This window comes from Palleronia caenipelagi, assembly GCF_007004065.1.
In the GTDB taxonomy this organism is placed as follows: domain Bacteria; phylum Pseudomonadota; class Alphaproteobacteria; order Rhodobacterales; family Rhodobacteraceae; genus Palleronia; species Palleronia caenipelagi.
Genome location: NZ_VFSV01000002.1, coordinates 157,835 through 171,681, shown reverse-complemented (window position 1 = coordinate 171,681; position 13,847 = coordinate 157,835). Strand labels below are relative to the sequence as shown.

Here is a 13,847-nt window from a genome sequence, read left to right as displayed (position 1 = left end):
AGGAGGCGCGCGATGCCATGGAGGCTGGGGACTTCGTGCGGGCGCGGGAGTTGCTCGCCGGACCCGCACGCTCGGGCAACGCGGATGCCGAAGAGCTGACCGGTGTGCTCTATGCCATGGGGCTGGGGGTGGAGCGGGACGACAGGCGCGCGTTTGAATGGTACCTCCGCGCTTCCCTAAAGGGCCATCCGGGCGCTCAATCGGGGATCGGTTGGTACTACGAGGTGGGCCGGGGTCTCACCGCGCCCGACCCGGTGCGCGCCTATATGTGGTACACCCTGTCGGCCATTGGCGGGGATCCGGATGCGGCGATCTCGCTGGAGGAAATCTCAAAGAAAATGACCCGGGAACAGATCGACGCGGCGCTGGAGCTGGTGGCCGATTACCGGGTCTGGATGTACCCGTTCCGTTGAGCGCTCAGCAGAGTTTCGAGCTGGGTCGGAACGGCAGGGGCGCAACCTGGATACCGTCATCGAGGAGCTTCTTCGCCTCGTCGAGCTTTGCCTCACCCCAGATCGGCCGTTCCGGAGCGTCGCCGTCATGGATCGCGCGGGCCTCTTTGGCGAAGTCCTCGCCCATGTAATCGGCCTCAGCCTCGACCTTTTTCCGGAGCATCTCAAGAGGATGTGGCTGCGAGTCCTCTTTGCCCTTGGCAGGGACACGGGGCGCCATCAGCGCCTTTTGCACTTGCGTATCGCCACATTCGATGCAGGTCACCTGACCGAGACCAGCCAGCTTGTCGTAGTCGTCAGCAGACCGGAACCAGCTTTCAAAACTGTGGTCATTGGAGCATTTCAGCGCGTAGCGGATCATGTCGGGATCACCTTGAGCAACCCGCTGAGAATAAGCGCTCAGGCGGGATTGTGCAATCTAGCGCAGTCGGTCGGGCAGGGTGGGATCGCGTAGCAGGCGCGAAAGCTCAGGCTCATCAACCTTACGCGCGGCCTTTTCAAGGCTCACCCAGCGGCGTTTCCGCTCGTTCCGCTCGTCCCATTTGCTGGCTTCTTTGGTGACCTCCATCGGGTAAACGGCGCACATAACGGGCACATCACCCTGCGGCAGGTCTTTCACATAGTGAAACACGCCGATAGCCATTTCCGACATTGCGCCGCGCAGCCCGGCCTCTTCCCAGGCTTCGGTTGCTGCGCATTGCGCTGGCGTTTTCCCGTGCATCGGCCAGCCTTTGGGGATCATCCATCGGCCTGTGTCGCGCGTCGTGATCAGGCAAACTTCGATCTCGTCACCCGCGCGACGCCAGCACAACGAGCCAAGCTGAGCACGCATACTGCGCTTGCCCAGGTCCTCAAGAATGATCTTTTGTCCGGGCTTTTGGTTCTGGCCCATGGGTTCCGCCTGATTTTCTTATGCTTTTGCCGCTCGTCCTGTTAATAAACTATATCATTGATGCTGCGTTTGACAAGTTCGCCCGCGGCATGATGACCGAATTGCGGCAGTCTTCGGATGCTCTATATACGGTCCATGTATGATAAAATCGTGACATCCCTCCGCTTCGTTCTCGCGCCGGTTTTCGTTTTTCTGGCCTGTGCCCAGGTCAGCGCCGACGAGATCTTTACCTTCGCTTCCATCGATGGGGGAGACCTCAGCCTGGAAGAGCATGAGGGGCCTGTTCTGGTGGTCAACACCGCCTCACTTTGTGGCTTCACGCCGCAATATGAAGGCCTTCAGAACCTCCACGAGACATTTTCGGAAGAGGGGTTAATGGTGGTCGCGGTGCCATCCGACGACTTCCGACAAGAGCTTGACGACGAGAGCGCGGTCAAGGAATTCTGCGAGATCACCTACGGTCTGACGCTGCCGATGACTGAAATCACCCCTGTGACGGGAGACGGTGCGCATACGTTCTATCAGTGGGTCAGGCAACAAACCGGCTGGGAGCCGCGCTGGAACTTCAACAAAGTGCTGGTGGCCGATGGCAAAGTGGTTGGCACTTACGGCGCACGGGTCAAACCTGAAAGCCCGAAGCTACGCCGGGCAATCGCGGCTGCTCTGGACTGAATGCGCTTTATCGGATCGGAGATCTACCGCGGGTCGAGCTATGGCCCGACGCACCCCCTGCGCGTGCCGCGCGTTCCGACCGTCATCGACCTCAGCCGCGCGTTGGGCTGGTTGCCGCCCGAGCGCTACCTTCGATCCCCACGGGCCAAGCCCGCTGCGCTGACCCGGTGGCACACCCCTGCCTATGTTGCTGCGCTGCAAAAGGCCGAAGCTGATGGCGCGGTTTCCGAAGAGGTGCGTGTGCGGCATCACTTGGGGACGCCATCGAACCCGGTCTACCCTGAAGTGTTTCGCCGTCCCGCAACGGCGGCAGGGGGCACGGTTCTCGGGGCCAGTCTGATCCTGCGTGGTCACATTGTCTATAATCCGGGCGGTGGCACCCATCACGGGCTTCCGGACCAGGCTAATGGATTCTGTTACCTGAACGATCCGGTGCTCGGCCTGTTGGCCCTTCGGGACGGCGGTGCACAGAGGCTTGCCTACGTGGACATCGACGCCCACCATTGCGACGGGGTGGATTATGCGTTTCGCGACGATCCTGACGTGCTGCTTATTTCGACTCACGAGGCGAGGCGATGGCCCTTTACCGGCGGGCTCGAAGATCGCGGGGCGGGTAATGTCTGGAATGTGCCTCTGCCGCGCGGGGCCGGCGATGCCGACATGGCCGCCGTGCTGGTAGGGCTCATTCTGCCACGTATTGAGGCTCACCGACCCGATGCGATCATCTTGCAAGCCGGTGCGGATGCGGTGGCCGAGGACCCCTTGTCCAGGCTGGCGCTGACTAATGGTGCGCTCTGGTCCGTGGTTGCTGCGATCCGGGATCTGGGGCGCCCTCTGATGGTTCTGGGCGGGGGCGGGTACAATCCATGGTCGGTAGGTCGGTGCTGGACGGGGATCTGGGGCATGCTCGCCGGGCATGACATTCCCGATCGTTTGCCGCCCGAGGCCGAAGCGATCCTGCGCGGCCTCAGCTTTCCGGGGCACCGGCTGGGAAAGGCTCCGCCAGAGCACTGGTTCACCACGCTCGCTGACGCACCCCGCGGCTCGTCGGTCAGTCCGGTTGTGCGCGACTCCCTGTCGACCCTCACGGACCGTGCCCGGATCTGGGCGTAGGCCAAAAAGCGCCGCGCCTTCTCCGGGGCCGCTGGTCAAAGACCTGTGATCTCGGCTAACACGGACAAAATCCCAGAGAGAGTATGTGGTATGAGAGTCTTCCTGACGGGCGGTGCAGGCTATATCGGATCGCACACACTGCTGGAGTTGCTGCGGCAGGGTCACGACGTTCATATTTTCGATAATTTCAGCAACTCGAGCCGCGCGGGACTGGCCCGCGTGCGTGAGCTGGCCGGGCAGGATTTTGGTGTCTCCGAAGGCGACATCCGGGACGCGACAGCCGTGGCCCACGCTTTGTCTGAGGCGCGGCCCGATGCCGTCATCCATTTCGCGGGGCTCAAGGCCGTCGGCGAGAGCGCGCAATTCCCGCTGCGTTATTACGATGTGAATGTGAATGGCACGCTCGTTCTGCTGGATGCCATGGATGCGGCCGGGGTGAGGGGGATCGTGTTTTCGTCTTCGGCGACCGTCTACGGGGACCCTGACTTCACACCGATCACCGAGGATCATCCCCTGCGGCCCGCCAACCCCTATGGGCGAACCAAGATGATGGGTGAGATGATCATCTCAGATTGGGCGCAGACCACCGACGGCGCATCGGCGATCCTGCTGCGCTACTTCAATCCGGTCGGGGCAGATGCTTCGGGGCGGATTGGCGAGGATCCGTCCGGTAAGCCCGAGAACCTGATGCCCTATGTGACGCAAGTCGCCGTCGGCCGTCGCGAGGCGCTCAGTGTCTTCGGCAGTGATTATCCCACCCGCGACGGGACCGGAGAGCGTGACTATATCCACATCACCGATCTGGCGCGATCTCATGTGGCGGCGGTGGCCAAGACCGCAGAACTCCGGGGCGCCGAGACCTGCAATGTAGGCACGGGCCAAGGGGTGACAGTGCTTGAAATGGTGCAGGCCTTCGAGTCCGCAAACGGGATCGAAATTCCGCACAGCATCACGGACCGCCGTCCGGGCGATGTCGCGACCTATGTGGCCTCAAGCGCGCGGGCGAAGGATTTACTCGGCTGGGAGGCTGAGTTCGACATCGAGGAAATGTGCGCCTCTGCGTGGAACTGGCAGTCAAAGAACCCGCAAGGTTATCGGGACGACTGATCTTCAGGTGCGACGTGCACGTCGGTTTTCCAGGACGCGCAAGCTTTGGCCAGTTCGGGAGGCAATGGGCGGTCGGTGATGATCATCTCGACCTCTGACAGCGAGCCGATCCGCGCCGGAGCGGTCCGGGTGAGTTTTGTATGATCGGCCAGAACGATGCGCTGCCGCGTTTGTTGCAGAATGGCCTGTCGCAAGCCGATCTCCTGCGTGTCGAAATCCATCATGTCTCCGTCGGCGTCCAGGGCGGAGCAACTGGTCACGGCAATGTCGAACTTGAACCGCCCGATGGCTTCACGCGCCAGCGTACCGGTCAGCCCGCCATCACTGCGCCTGAGCTGCCCCCCGGTGACAATCACATCGCAGCTCTCGTGTCCGGCGAGAATATTGGCCACGTTGAGATTATTGGTCACGACGATCAAACCCGTATGGGCTCCAAGTGACCGGGCGACCGCTTCGGTGCTGGTGCCGATATCCAGAAACAGAGTGATCTGATCGGGGATGTGCGCGGCACAGCCGCGGGCCATAGCCTCCTTGCCGTCTGCGTTGAGAGTCTGGCGTTTCTCATAGCCGATATTGGACGTTGATCCGCGGAGGATGGCGCCGCCATGGACACGCTCCAGCACGCCCTCTTGCGCCAGTTCTGACAGATCTCGCCGGATTGTCTGGTGTGTGACGTCGAAATGTGTGGCGAGCCCATCAACCGTGAGCATTCCTTCGCGTCGTGCGATGTCCATGATTTGCGCTTGGCGGAAGCTGTGGGACACGGCTTCATCCCTCCACGGTAATTTGCCGAAAACGGTAGTTCGTTTGGCCGCGCTTAATCAAGATATTTGTTCTTTTTTAGAAATATTGATTGTGATCCGGCGTCGAAGGCTGACTTTTCGGAAGCATACGCGCAAAAATGAAAAAAGATCTTGTCAGACGTGCAAAGCCTCATCTAGCTTCACCCCAACGGATTGTCCGCATGATGGACGACGAACGTTTGAACGGGGGAAGCTGTGACGCTGGAGCTGCGGGGGGTGTCGAAGACCGTCAGCGGTCAAACCCACATTCATCCAACCGACCTGACGCTGCGCAAAGGCACGATGAACGTCCTTTTGGGTCCAACCTCATCGGGCAAGACGTCGCTAATGCGGCTGATGGCGGGGCTTGATCTGCCGAACACCGGTTCCGTGATCTGGAACGGAGAAGATGTGACGGGTATGCGCGTGCAGGACCGGCGGGTCGCCATGGTCTACCAGCAGTTCATCAACTACCCCTCGATGAGCGTTTATGAAAACATTGCCTCGCCGCTTCGGCTGATGGGAGTGGATCGGGGCGAAATCGACCGGCGCGTGCGGGCCTCTGCCGAGATGATGCAGCTCACGCCGATGCTCGACCGCAAGCCACTGGAGCTGTCGGGCGGGCAGCAGCAGCGCTGCGCTTTGGCGCGGGCGCTGGTCAAGGAGGCGGGGCTGGTTCTGCTGGACGAGCCGCTGGCCAATCTCGATTACAAACTGCGCGAGGAACTCAGGGCAGAGATCCCGAGGATCTTCGAGGCATCTGGTGCGATCTTTGTTTATGCGACAACGGAGCCGGAGGAGGCGTTGCTGCTGGGGGGCAACACGGCGACGCTCTGGGAAGGCCGGGTGACCCAGTTTGGTCTGACGCCCGACGTCTACCGTCAGCCTGCGGATGCGACGACGGCGCGCGTCTTCTCCGATCCGCCAATGAATTTCCTGCAAGTGGTCAAGACTGGTGACCGGCTGATGTTCGGCGAAAGACAATCCATCCCCGCGACGGGCGGGCTGCGGTCGTTGCAGGACGGGGTCTATATGACGGGTTTCCGGCCCAACCATCTGGAAATCCGCGCACACGCCCCGGATGCGATACGGTTCGAGACGCGGCTGACGGTGACGGAGCTGACCGGCTCCGAAACCTTTGTCCATCTCGATCATGCGGGCGAGAGCTGGGTGGGGCTGGTGCATGGGGTGCATGACCTGAAGCCGGGCACGCCGCTCGAAGTGTGGCTCGATCCCCGCCATGTCTATGTCTTCGACCGCGACGGGGCGCTAGTTGCGCCTGCCGCCTACGCGATGAGCGCCTGAGGAGGAGATATGGCACGGATCACACTGGAGAATCTGGCGCATTCCTACCTGCCGAACCCGCAGGGCGAAGAAGATTTCGCGCTGAAAGAGCTGAACCATGACTGGATTGACGGCGAGGCCTATGCGCTGCTCGGGGCGTCGGGATGCGGCAAATCCACGCTCCTGAACATCATCTCGGGCCTGCTGGAGCCCAGTCAGGGACGGATTCTCTTCGATGGGCAGGATGTGACCCACGCGCCCACTGCCGAGCGCAACATCGCGCAGGTGTTCCAGTTTCCGGTGGTCTACGACACGATGACGGTGCGGGAGAATCTCGCCTTCCCGCTGAAAAATCGCGGCGAGGATGCGTCCTATGTGGCGCGGCGGGTGCAGGAAATCGCCCGGATGATTGGCATGGAGGACGTGCTCGACCGCCGCGCGAGGGGTCTGACGGCGGACGCCAAGCAGAAGATCTCGCTGGGGCGGGGGATGGTTCGGGAGGACGTGAATGCACTGCTGTTCGATGAACCGCTGACGGTGATCGATCCGCATATGAAATGGGAGCTGCGCACCCAGCTGAAGTCGCTGCATCATGAGTTCGGCCACACGATGATTTACGTCACCCATGACCAGACGGAGGCGCTGACCTTCGCCGACAAGGTCGTGGTCATGTATGATGGGCGGGTGGTCCAGATCGGTACGCCCGAGGAGCTGTTCGAGCGGCCCGCCCATACCTTTGTCGGGTATTTTATCGGCTCGCCGGGAATGAACGTGCTGCCTGCGACGGTGACGGGCCACCGGGCGACGCTGGCCGGGCACGAGGTGGCGCTGGGGAGGGATTTTGGCCGCCCGGAGGGCAATGTCGCGCTCGGGGTGCGCCCGGAATATCTGCGGCTGGGCGCCGAGGGCCTGCCGGTGACGGTCAAACGGGTCGAAGACGTGGGCCGGCACAAGATCGTCCGCGCCGAGCTCTTCGGACAGGAGATCAGCGTCATTGCGGCGGAGGACGAGGAGATTGGCGCGGACCAGACCCGTGTCAGCTTCGATCCCGCCCGGATCAATGTCTACGCCAATGACTGGCGCGTGACGCCGCAAGGACAGGGAGGGGCCTGAGCGATGGAGAAAACGGTCAATCAGAAAGCGTGGTTCCTCGTCCTGCCGGTGCTGATCCTCGTGGCATTTTCGGCGGTGATCCCGCTGATGACGGTGGTGAATTACTCGGTGCAGGACACGTTCGGGAACAACCAGTTCTTCTGGGCGGGGCTCGAGTGGTTCGACGAGATGCTCCACTCTGAACGGATGTGGGACGCTTTGGGGCGGCAACTTCTGTTCTCGGGGATCATCCTCGCCATCGAAATTCCTCTGGGCGTCTTCGTCGCGCTGAACATGCCGAAATCGGGCTTCTGGTCCTCGCTCTGCCTCGTCCTCATGTCGCTGCCGCTGCTCATCCCGTGGAACGTCGTGGGCACGATCTGGCAGATTTTCGGCCGAGTGGATATCGGGCTGTTGGGTCATACACTCGACGCGCTGGGCATCGACTATAATTACACGCAGGACACGCTGGCGGCTTGGGTGACCATCGTCGTCATGGATGTGTGGCACTGGACCTCGCTGGTGGCGCTTCTGGCCTTTGCCGGGCTGAAATCCATCCCCGACGCCTTTTACCAGGCTGCCAAGATCGATCAGGCCAGCCGCTGGAAGGTTTTCCGCTATATCGAGCTGCCCAAGATGATGGGCGTACTTATGATCGCCATCCTGCTGCGTTTCATGGACAGTTTCATGATTTATACCGAGCCTTTCGTGGTCACGGGCGGCGGTCCGGGCAATGCCACGACGCTCCTGTCCATCGATCTGGTGAAAATGGCGCTGGGGCAGTTCGACCTCGGTCCGGCGGCGGCTTTCTCGATCATGTATTTCCTTGTGATCCTGCTGATCTCATGGGTGTTCTACACTGTCATGACCACCATCGACCGGCGGGAGGGCTGAGCCATGAAGATCAACTCCCGCGCCGTTGTGATGACGCTTTACCTGCTGTTCCTCCTGCTGCCGATCTACTGGCTCCTGAATATGAGCCTGAAGACCAACACGGAGATCCTGAACAGCTTCACCCTCTGGCCCCGCGACCTGACTCTGGCCAACTATGCCACCATTTTGACCGATCCGGCGTGGTATATGGGCTATGTGAACTCGCTGATCTACGTCTGCCTGAACACAGTGATCAGCCTCGCGGTGGCGCTGCCGGCGGCCTATGCGTTCTCGCGCTACAGCTTCATGGGGGACAAGCACCTGTTCTTCTGGCTGCTGACGAACCGCATGGCGCCGCCTGCCGTGTTCGCCCTGCCGTTCTTCCAGCTTTATTCGTCGGTGGGGCTGTTCGACACGCATATCGCCGTGGCGCTGGCCCATTGCCTGTTCAACGTGCCTCTGGCGGTCTGGATCCTCGAAGGCTTCATGCGCGGCGTGCCCAAGGAGATCGACGAGACGGCCTATATCGACGGCTATTCCTTCGGGCGGTTCTTCGTGAAGATCTTCATGCCGCTCATCGCCTCGGGCATCGGCGTGGCGGCGTTCTTCTGCTTCATGTTCTCATGGGTGGAACTCCTGCTGTCGCGGACCCTGACCACCGTGGACGCCAAGCCCATCGCCGCGATCATGACCCGGACCCAGGGGGCGTCCGGCATCGACTGGGGCGTGCTGGCCGCAGCCGGGGTTTTGACCATCGTGCCCGGTGCGCTCGTGATCTACTTCGTCCGCAACTACATCGCCAAGGGCTTCGCCCTCGGGAGGGTGTGATGAAACTATCAGTGTTCGTCCAAACAACGCTTGAAGAAATCGCCAAAGGAGTCAGCTCAGCAAAGAACAACTCGCGATCCAACGATAATGTTTGGATCGCTCCTGGGTATCTAATGGGAAAGGAAGTAGCGTCTGAACAACAAGTTCAGTTTGATGTCCTTGTAACTTCAAGTGTCAATGGCGATGGTGGCGTGGACATCTTGGGTCTGGCGGACCTGAAGGGTGGGTACTCCCATGAAAACAGTAACCGGGTTTCATTCTCTGTTCCCGTCTATTTTCAAGCTCTGGGGGGGGGGTCCTGATGGCATGGATGGCATGGACCTGGCCCACGGCGGTTTTCTTCATGGTGATCGCTGGGCTGCTGATTGTCTCTACCGTTCTGGCAATCCGATACCCGGAGACGCCACGCACGGGCATCCTCGGGATCGAGACCACGCGGGGAGACAGGCTGTTCATCACGCTCTTGGGCTCGGCCTTTATCAATCTCGCGTGGCTGGGTCTCGTTGGGGAAAACCAGCCTTATGCGCTCCTCGTCTGTCTCGCCTATGCCGCCGGCGTCTTCCGGTGGGTCTGACTGAATTTCCAAGAACAGAACCGGTTCGATCAAGGGAGGATCACTTATGAACCTGACGTTGAAATCAAAAACCGCTCTGGCGCTTGCGCTGGGGCTCGCGGGCGCTCCGGCGTTGGCGGGAATGGACGAGGCGCGCGCCTTCCTCGATGAGGAGATCGGCGACCTGTCCGCGCTCACCCGCGAAGAGCAGGAGACGGAGATGCAGTTCTTCGTCGATGCCGCCAAACCGTTCGAAGGTATGGAGATCAAGGTCGTCTCCGAGACCATCACCACCCATGAATACGAGAGCCAGGTCCTCGCCCCCGCCTTTACGGCCATCACCGGCATTCAGGTCACCCACGACCTGATCGGCGAAGGCGATGTCGTTGAGAAACTGCAAACCCAGATGCAGTCGGGCGAGAACATCTACGATGCGTATATCAACGACAGCGACCTGATCGGCACCCACTGGCGCTACCAGCAGGCACGCAATCTCACCGACTGGATCGCGGGCGAGGGTGCGGATGTGACGAATCCGGGGCTCGATCTGGAGGACTTCATCGGCCTGAGCTTTACCACTGGTCCTGATGGCAAGGTTTACCAGCTCCCCGACCAGCAATTCGCGAACCTCTACTGGTTCCGCCACGACTGGTTCAACGACGAGAAGAACAGGGCCGATTTCAAGGAAGCCTATGGCTATGACCTTGGCGTGCCGGTGAACTGGTCCGCCTATGAGGACATTGCCGAGTTCTTCACCGGGCGCGACCTGTCCCATCTGGGTGTCGAGGGCGAGGTCTTCGGCAACATGGATTACGGCAAGAAGGACCCGAGCCTCGGCTGGCGTTACACCGACGCGTGGATGTCCATGGCCGGGATGGGCGATGTGGGTGAACCCAACGGCCTGCCGGTGGATGAATGGGGCATCCGGGTGAACGAGAACTCGCAGCCCGTAGGCTCCTGCGTGGCGCGTGGCGGGGCGACGAACGCTCCGGCGGCTGTCTATGCAGTGACCAAGGCCATCGAATGGCTGGAGAAATACTCACCTCCCGCCGCGGCCGGAATGACCTTCTCCGAAGCAGGCCCGATCCCGGCGCAGGGCAACGTAGCCCAGCAGATGTTCTGGTACACCGCCTTTACCGCCGACACGGTCAAGCCCGGTCTGCCGGTCATGAACGAGGATGGCACGCCGAAATGGCGCATGGCCCCCAGCCCCCACGGTGTCTACTGGAAAGACGGCCAGAAGGTCGGCTATCAGGACGCAGGCTCCTGGACGCTCATGGAATCGACTCCCGTGGATCGGGCCAAGGCCGCGTGGCTCTACGCGCAGTTCGTCACCTCCAAGACCGTGGATGTGAAGAAGTCCCACGAGGGCCTGACCTTCATCCGCGAGAGCACGATCCAGCATGACAGCTTCACCGAGCGTGCGGACAAACTCGGCGGTCTGGTTGAGTTCTACCGCTCTCCCGCCCGTGTGCAGTGGTCGCCTACCGGAACCAACGTGCCGGACTACCCGAAGCTGGCTCAGCTCTGGTGGCAGAATATCGGCGATGCCATGAGCGGTGCGAAGTCCCCTCAGGAAGCGCTGGATGCGCTCTGTGCCGATCAGGAGAAGGTGCTTGAGCGGTTGGAGCGTGCGGGCATCCAGGGCGAGATCGGTCCGGTCATGAACGAGGAGCAGGACGCACAATACTGGTTCGACCAGCCCGGTGCGCCTTATCCGAAGATCGAGAACGAGGACGAAGATCCGAAGACCGTGTCATATGACGAGCTGATTGCCTCCTGGCAATAAGCTGCGGCATTTTGAAACCATTAGAGCGGGCCATATGGCCCGCTCTTTTCGATTCTGATGATGCGTTGGTTGCCGGTCATTTCCCGGGAGGCGGGAGATTTCAGCGGCGTTTTGGTGGTTCGCTGCCGCCACTGCCGGCCCGGCCATCGCGGCCCGGTTTGCGCGGTTTGGCAACCTGCCCCGGGGGGGTGAATCGCCGTGACGTGTCGGTGCTCCGGGCCTTGCCAGGCCCTGCTTTCTTGTCTCCCGGCGTACGCTTTTCCGCGTAGGACGGTTTCCCCTTCTTGTCCGGACGGGCCGCGTCCTTTGCGCCGGGCTTGCCGAAGGATTTACCCTTTGGCGTGCCCTCAGCCTTGCCGGGGCGCTTTGCATATGAGCTCTTCCCGCCCGAAGGTTTGCCTTTGGGATGCGTCGGAGCCGCGCTCTGTCCGCCCTTCGACGCGCGATACGGTTTGACGGCGCCATCGGAAATCGCAGCTTCCATCTTGCTAGGCGGTTTTGGCTCTTTAGGGCGCGGTTTTTCCGGATGGGCGCGGGGTGGTCGCGACGGGGCATCTTGCGAGGGTTTGCGCGGCTTAGGGCCACGATCGGCAGGGGCAGAGCTCAGATCGGGCGCGGCATCGAGCTTTCGCACTTTCACGCCGTCCTCCAACTGGGCCGTCTCGCCGATGGCCGCCAGAAACCCGTCGGCGCTGGCAGCGGTCAGTTCGACAAAGCTCTCGGACTGCTGGATGCGGATCGCGCCGATGGCGTCCTTGTCGAGATTTCCGGCCCGGCACAAGAGCGGCAGCAGCCAGCGCGGCTCGGCCCGGTCGTTCCGTCCAACCGAGAGCGCAAACCAGACGCTGGGGCCGAAGGGTTTACGCTCCTTGCGCTCGGGGCGCGCATCGGGGGCGGCGAGATCTTCGGGGGCGGACTGCCGGTCCCGGTACAGGGTGACATAGGCGGCTGCAATCTGTTCGGGGCTGTGCAGCGCAAGGAGCCTTTGTGCGAACGCCATCTGATCGGGGGACGGCTCGGCGCTCCAGACGGGATCGGCCAGCAGCCGCTCTTCATCCTTGCGCAGCACATCTTCGGCGGAGGGGGGAACGGTCCATTCAGCTTCGATCTTCGCGAATTTCAGCAGGCGTTCGGCCTTTTTCGTCACCTTTGGCGGCACGATCAGAGCAGAGATCCCCTTGCGCCCGGCGCGTCCGGTGCGCCCAGAGCGGTGCAGGAGACTTTCGGCATTCGACGGCAATTCAGCGTGGATCACCAGTTCGAGCTTTGGCAGGTCGATGCCCCGGGCTGCGACGTCAGTGGCGACGCAGACCCGCGCCCGTCCGTCGCGCATGGCTTGAAGCGCATGGGTGCGTTCGGCCTGGCTCAGTTCACCGGACAGGGCCACCACCGAGAACGCCCGGTTCGACAGGCGTGCCGTCAGACGGTTCACCGCCGCGCGCGTGTTGGTAAAGATGATGGCATTCTGGGCATCGTGATATCTCAGCACGTTGATGATCGCGTTCTCGATATCCGATTGAGCGACCCTCAGGGCCTGATAGGTGATGTCCGCATGCTGACTTTCGCCGGTGACGGTCTTCACGCGGACCGCGTCGCGCTGGAAGGTCTGCGCGAGCTTGGCGATCATTGGCGGAACGGTGGCCGAGAACATCAGGGTCCGGCGGTTCTCCGGCGCCTCGCCCAGCATGAACTCAAGGTCTTCGCGAAAGCCCAAATCGAGCATTTCATCGGCTTCATCCAGCACGATGGTGCGCAGACAACTCATGTCGAGAGAGCCGCGCTGGATGTGATCGCGCAGACGACCGGGTGTGCCGACCACGATGTGCGCGCCGCGTTCCAGTGCGCGGCGTTCGTCGCGCATGTCCATGCCCCCGATACAGGTGGTCACGCGGGCGCCGGCCTTCGCATAGAGCCAGCCAATCTCACGCATCACCTGCAACGCGAGCTCCCGCGTCGGTGCAACGATCAGGGCCAGCGGGGCCCCGGCCGCGTCGAGGGTCTCAGCATCGCCCAAGAGAGTTGGCGCGATGGCAAGGCCGAAGCCCACGGTTTTTCCAGAACCAGTCTGCGCAGATACCAGAAGGTCAGAATCCCGCAGCGCAGGGTCAGAGACAGCCTCCTGGACGGCGGTCAGAGTGTCGTATCCACGCTCTTGAAGCGCATCGGAAAGGGCCTGAATCATATCGGATAGGGTCTCTGGTCACGGGGCTGGGAGGCTTACGCAGTTTCCGCTGGAGGGCGAAAACAAGCTTCGCCCCATAGACCCTTGTGGCTGGGCTGTATACCTCTAATCGCTGCCGGATGGGTCGCTACACATGTGCAGTCTGGCGGAAGTGCCGCTTAATCGCGCCTGTCGGATACACGAGTGATGCGTGTGCCCGGATGTACGAGGCAGAGGATTCATCCGACA

General features: G+C 61.6%; 15 protein-coding genes. 11 read left to right on the top strand and 4 right to left on the bottom strand.

Translation table 11 applies throughout. The annotated features are described in order from the left end of the window. Positions 1–17 precede the first annotated feature (17 nt). Complete coding sequence (locus FEV53_RS01845) at positions 18–413, top strand: tetratricopeptide repeat protein (protein ID WP_246100706.1); 396 nt, start codon at positions 18–20, stop codon at positions 411–413. Between the two features lie 4 nt (positions 414–417). Here FEV53_RS01845 and FEV53_RS01840 read toward each other — a convergent pair whose 3' ends face one another. Both FEV53_RS01840 and FEV53_RS01835 read right to left on the bottom strand, forming a co-directional pair. Further along, entirely contained in the window at positions 418–813 is a 396-nt protein-coding gene (locus FEV53_RS01840; RefSeq protein WP_142833115.1) for a DUF1178 family protein, read from the bottom strand. Positions 814–870: 57 nt separating this feature from the next. Continuing rightward, entirely contained in the window at positions 871–1,344 is a 474-nt protein-coding gene (locus FEV53_RS01835) for an NUDIX hydrolase (protein ID WP_142833114.1), read from the bottom strand. A 150-nt stretch (positions 1,345–1,494) separates the two neighbouring features. On the opposite strand from FEV53_RS01835, the gene FEV53_RS01830 reads away from it, so the two are divergent. The 3 genes from FEV53_RS01830 to galE all read left to right on the top strand — a co-directional run bounded on the left by FEV53_RS01830 (position 1,495) and on the right by galE (position 4,236). After that, the gene (locus tag FEV53_RS01830; protein ID WP_246100703.1) at positions 1,495–2,016 is read left to right on the top strand and encodes a glutathione peroxidase; all 522 of its coding nucleotides are present in this window, start codon (positions 1,495–1,497) and stop codon (positions 2,014–2,016) included. Further along, positions 2,017–3,129, top strand: a complete 1,113-nt coding sequence (locus tag FEV53_RS01825) for an acetoin utilization protein AcuC (RefSeq protein ID WP_142833113.1) — start codon at positions 2,017–2,019, stop codon at positions 3,127–3,129. A 90-nt stretch (positions 3,130–3,219) separates the two neighbouring features. Beyond that, complete coding sequence (gene galE / locus FEV53_RS01820) at positions 3,220–4,236, top strand: UDP-glucose 4-epimerase GalE (protein WP_142833112.1); 1,017 nt, start codon at positions 3,220–3,222, stop codon at positions 4,234–4,236. Here galE and FEV53_RS01815 read toward each other — a convergent pair. Then, positions 4,221–5,000: a DeoR/GlpR family DNA-binding transcription regulator gene (locus FEV53_RS01815; RefSeq protein ID WP_142833111.1), complete on the bottom strand. Its 780-nt coding sequence runs from the start codon at positions 4,998–5,000 to the stop codon at positions 4,221–4,223. The two genes, galE and FEV53_RS01815, sit on opposite strands and share 16 nt — an antisense overlap. 234 nt (positions 5,001–5,234) lie before the next feature. Between FEV53_RS01815 and FEV53_RS01810 the strand changes: the two genes are divergently transcribed. Genes FEV53_RS01810 through FEV53_RS01785 form a run of 7 tightly spaced genes read left to right on the top strand, consistent with a single transcriptional unit; the run spans position 5,235 to position 11,437 of the window. Then, the gene (locus tag FEV53_RS01810; RefSeq protein ID WP_142833110.1) at positions 5,235–6,323 is read left to right on the top strand and encodes an ABC transporter ATP-binding protein; all 1,089 of its coding nucleotides are present in this window, start codon (positions 5,235–5,237) and stop codon (positions 6,321–6,323) included. A gap of 9 nt (positions 6,324–6,332) precedes the next feature. After that, positions 6,333–7,415, top strand: coding sequence for an ABC transporter ATP-binding protein (locus FEV53_RS01805; protein WP_142833109.1), 1,083 nt, complete (start codon positions 6,333–6,335; stop codon positions 7,413–7,415). Positions 7,416–7,418: 3 nt separating this feature from the next. Continuing rightward, positions 7,419–8,288: a carbohydrate ABC transporter permease gene (locus FEV53_RS20715; protein ID WP_185962054.1), complete on the top strand. Its 870-nt coding sequence runs from the start codon at positions 7,419–7,421 to the stop codon at positions 8,286–8,288. 3 nt (positions 8,289–8,291) lie between these two features. Beyond that, positions 8,292–9,095 (top strand): carbohydrate ABC transporter permease, encoded by an 804-nt coding sequence (locus FEV53_RS20710; protein ID WP_185962053.1) that lies wholly within the window; start codon positions 8,292–8,294, stop codon positions 9,093–9,095. After that, entirely contained in the window at positions 9,095–9,397 is a 303-nt protein-coding gene (locus tag FEV53_RS01795) for a hypothetical protein (RefSeq protein ID WP_142833108.1), read from the top strand. Before FEV53_RS20710 ends, FEV53_RS01795 begins: the two co-directional genes overlap by 1 nt. Further along, positions 9,397–9,669 carry a DUF2160 domain-containing protein gene (locus tag FEV53_RS01790; RefSeq protein ID WP_142833107.1) on the top strand — a complete coding sequence of 91 codons (273 nt, stop codon included), beginning with the start codon at positions 9,397–9,399 and terminating at the stop codon, positions 9,667–9,669. Before FEV53_RS01795 ends, FEV53_RS01790 begins: the two co-directional genes overlap by 1 nt. A 46-nt stretch (positions 9,670–9,715) precedes the next feature. Continuing rightward, positions 9,716–11,437: an ABC transporter substrate-binding protein gene (locus tag FEV53_RS01785; RefSeq protein WP_142833106.1), complete on the top strand. Its 1,722-nt coding sequence runs from the start codon at positions 9,716–9,718 to the stop codon at positions 11,435–11,437. 100 nt (positions 11,438–11,537) lie between these two features. On the opposite strand, the gene FEV53_RS01780 is transcribed toward FEV53_RS01785, so the two are convergent. Then, the gene (locus FEV53_RS01780; RefSeq protein ID WP_142833105.1) at positions 11,538–13,619 is read right to left on the bottom strand and encodes a DEAD/DEAH box helicase; all 2,082 of its coding nucleotides are present in this window, start codon (positions 13,617–13,619) and stop codon (positions 11,538–11,540) included. Positions 13,620–13,847 lie beyond the last annotated feature (228 nt).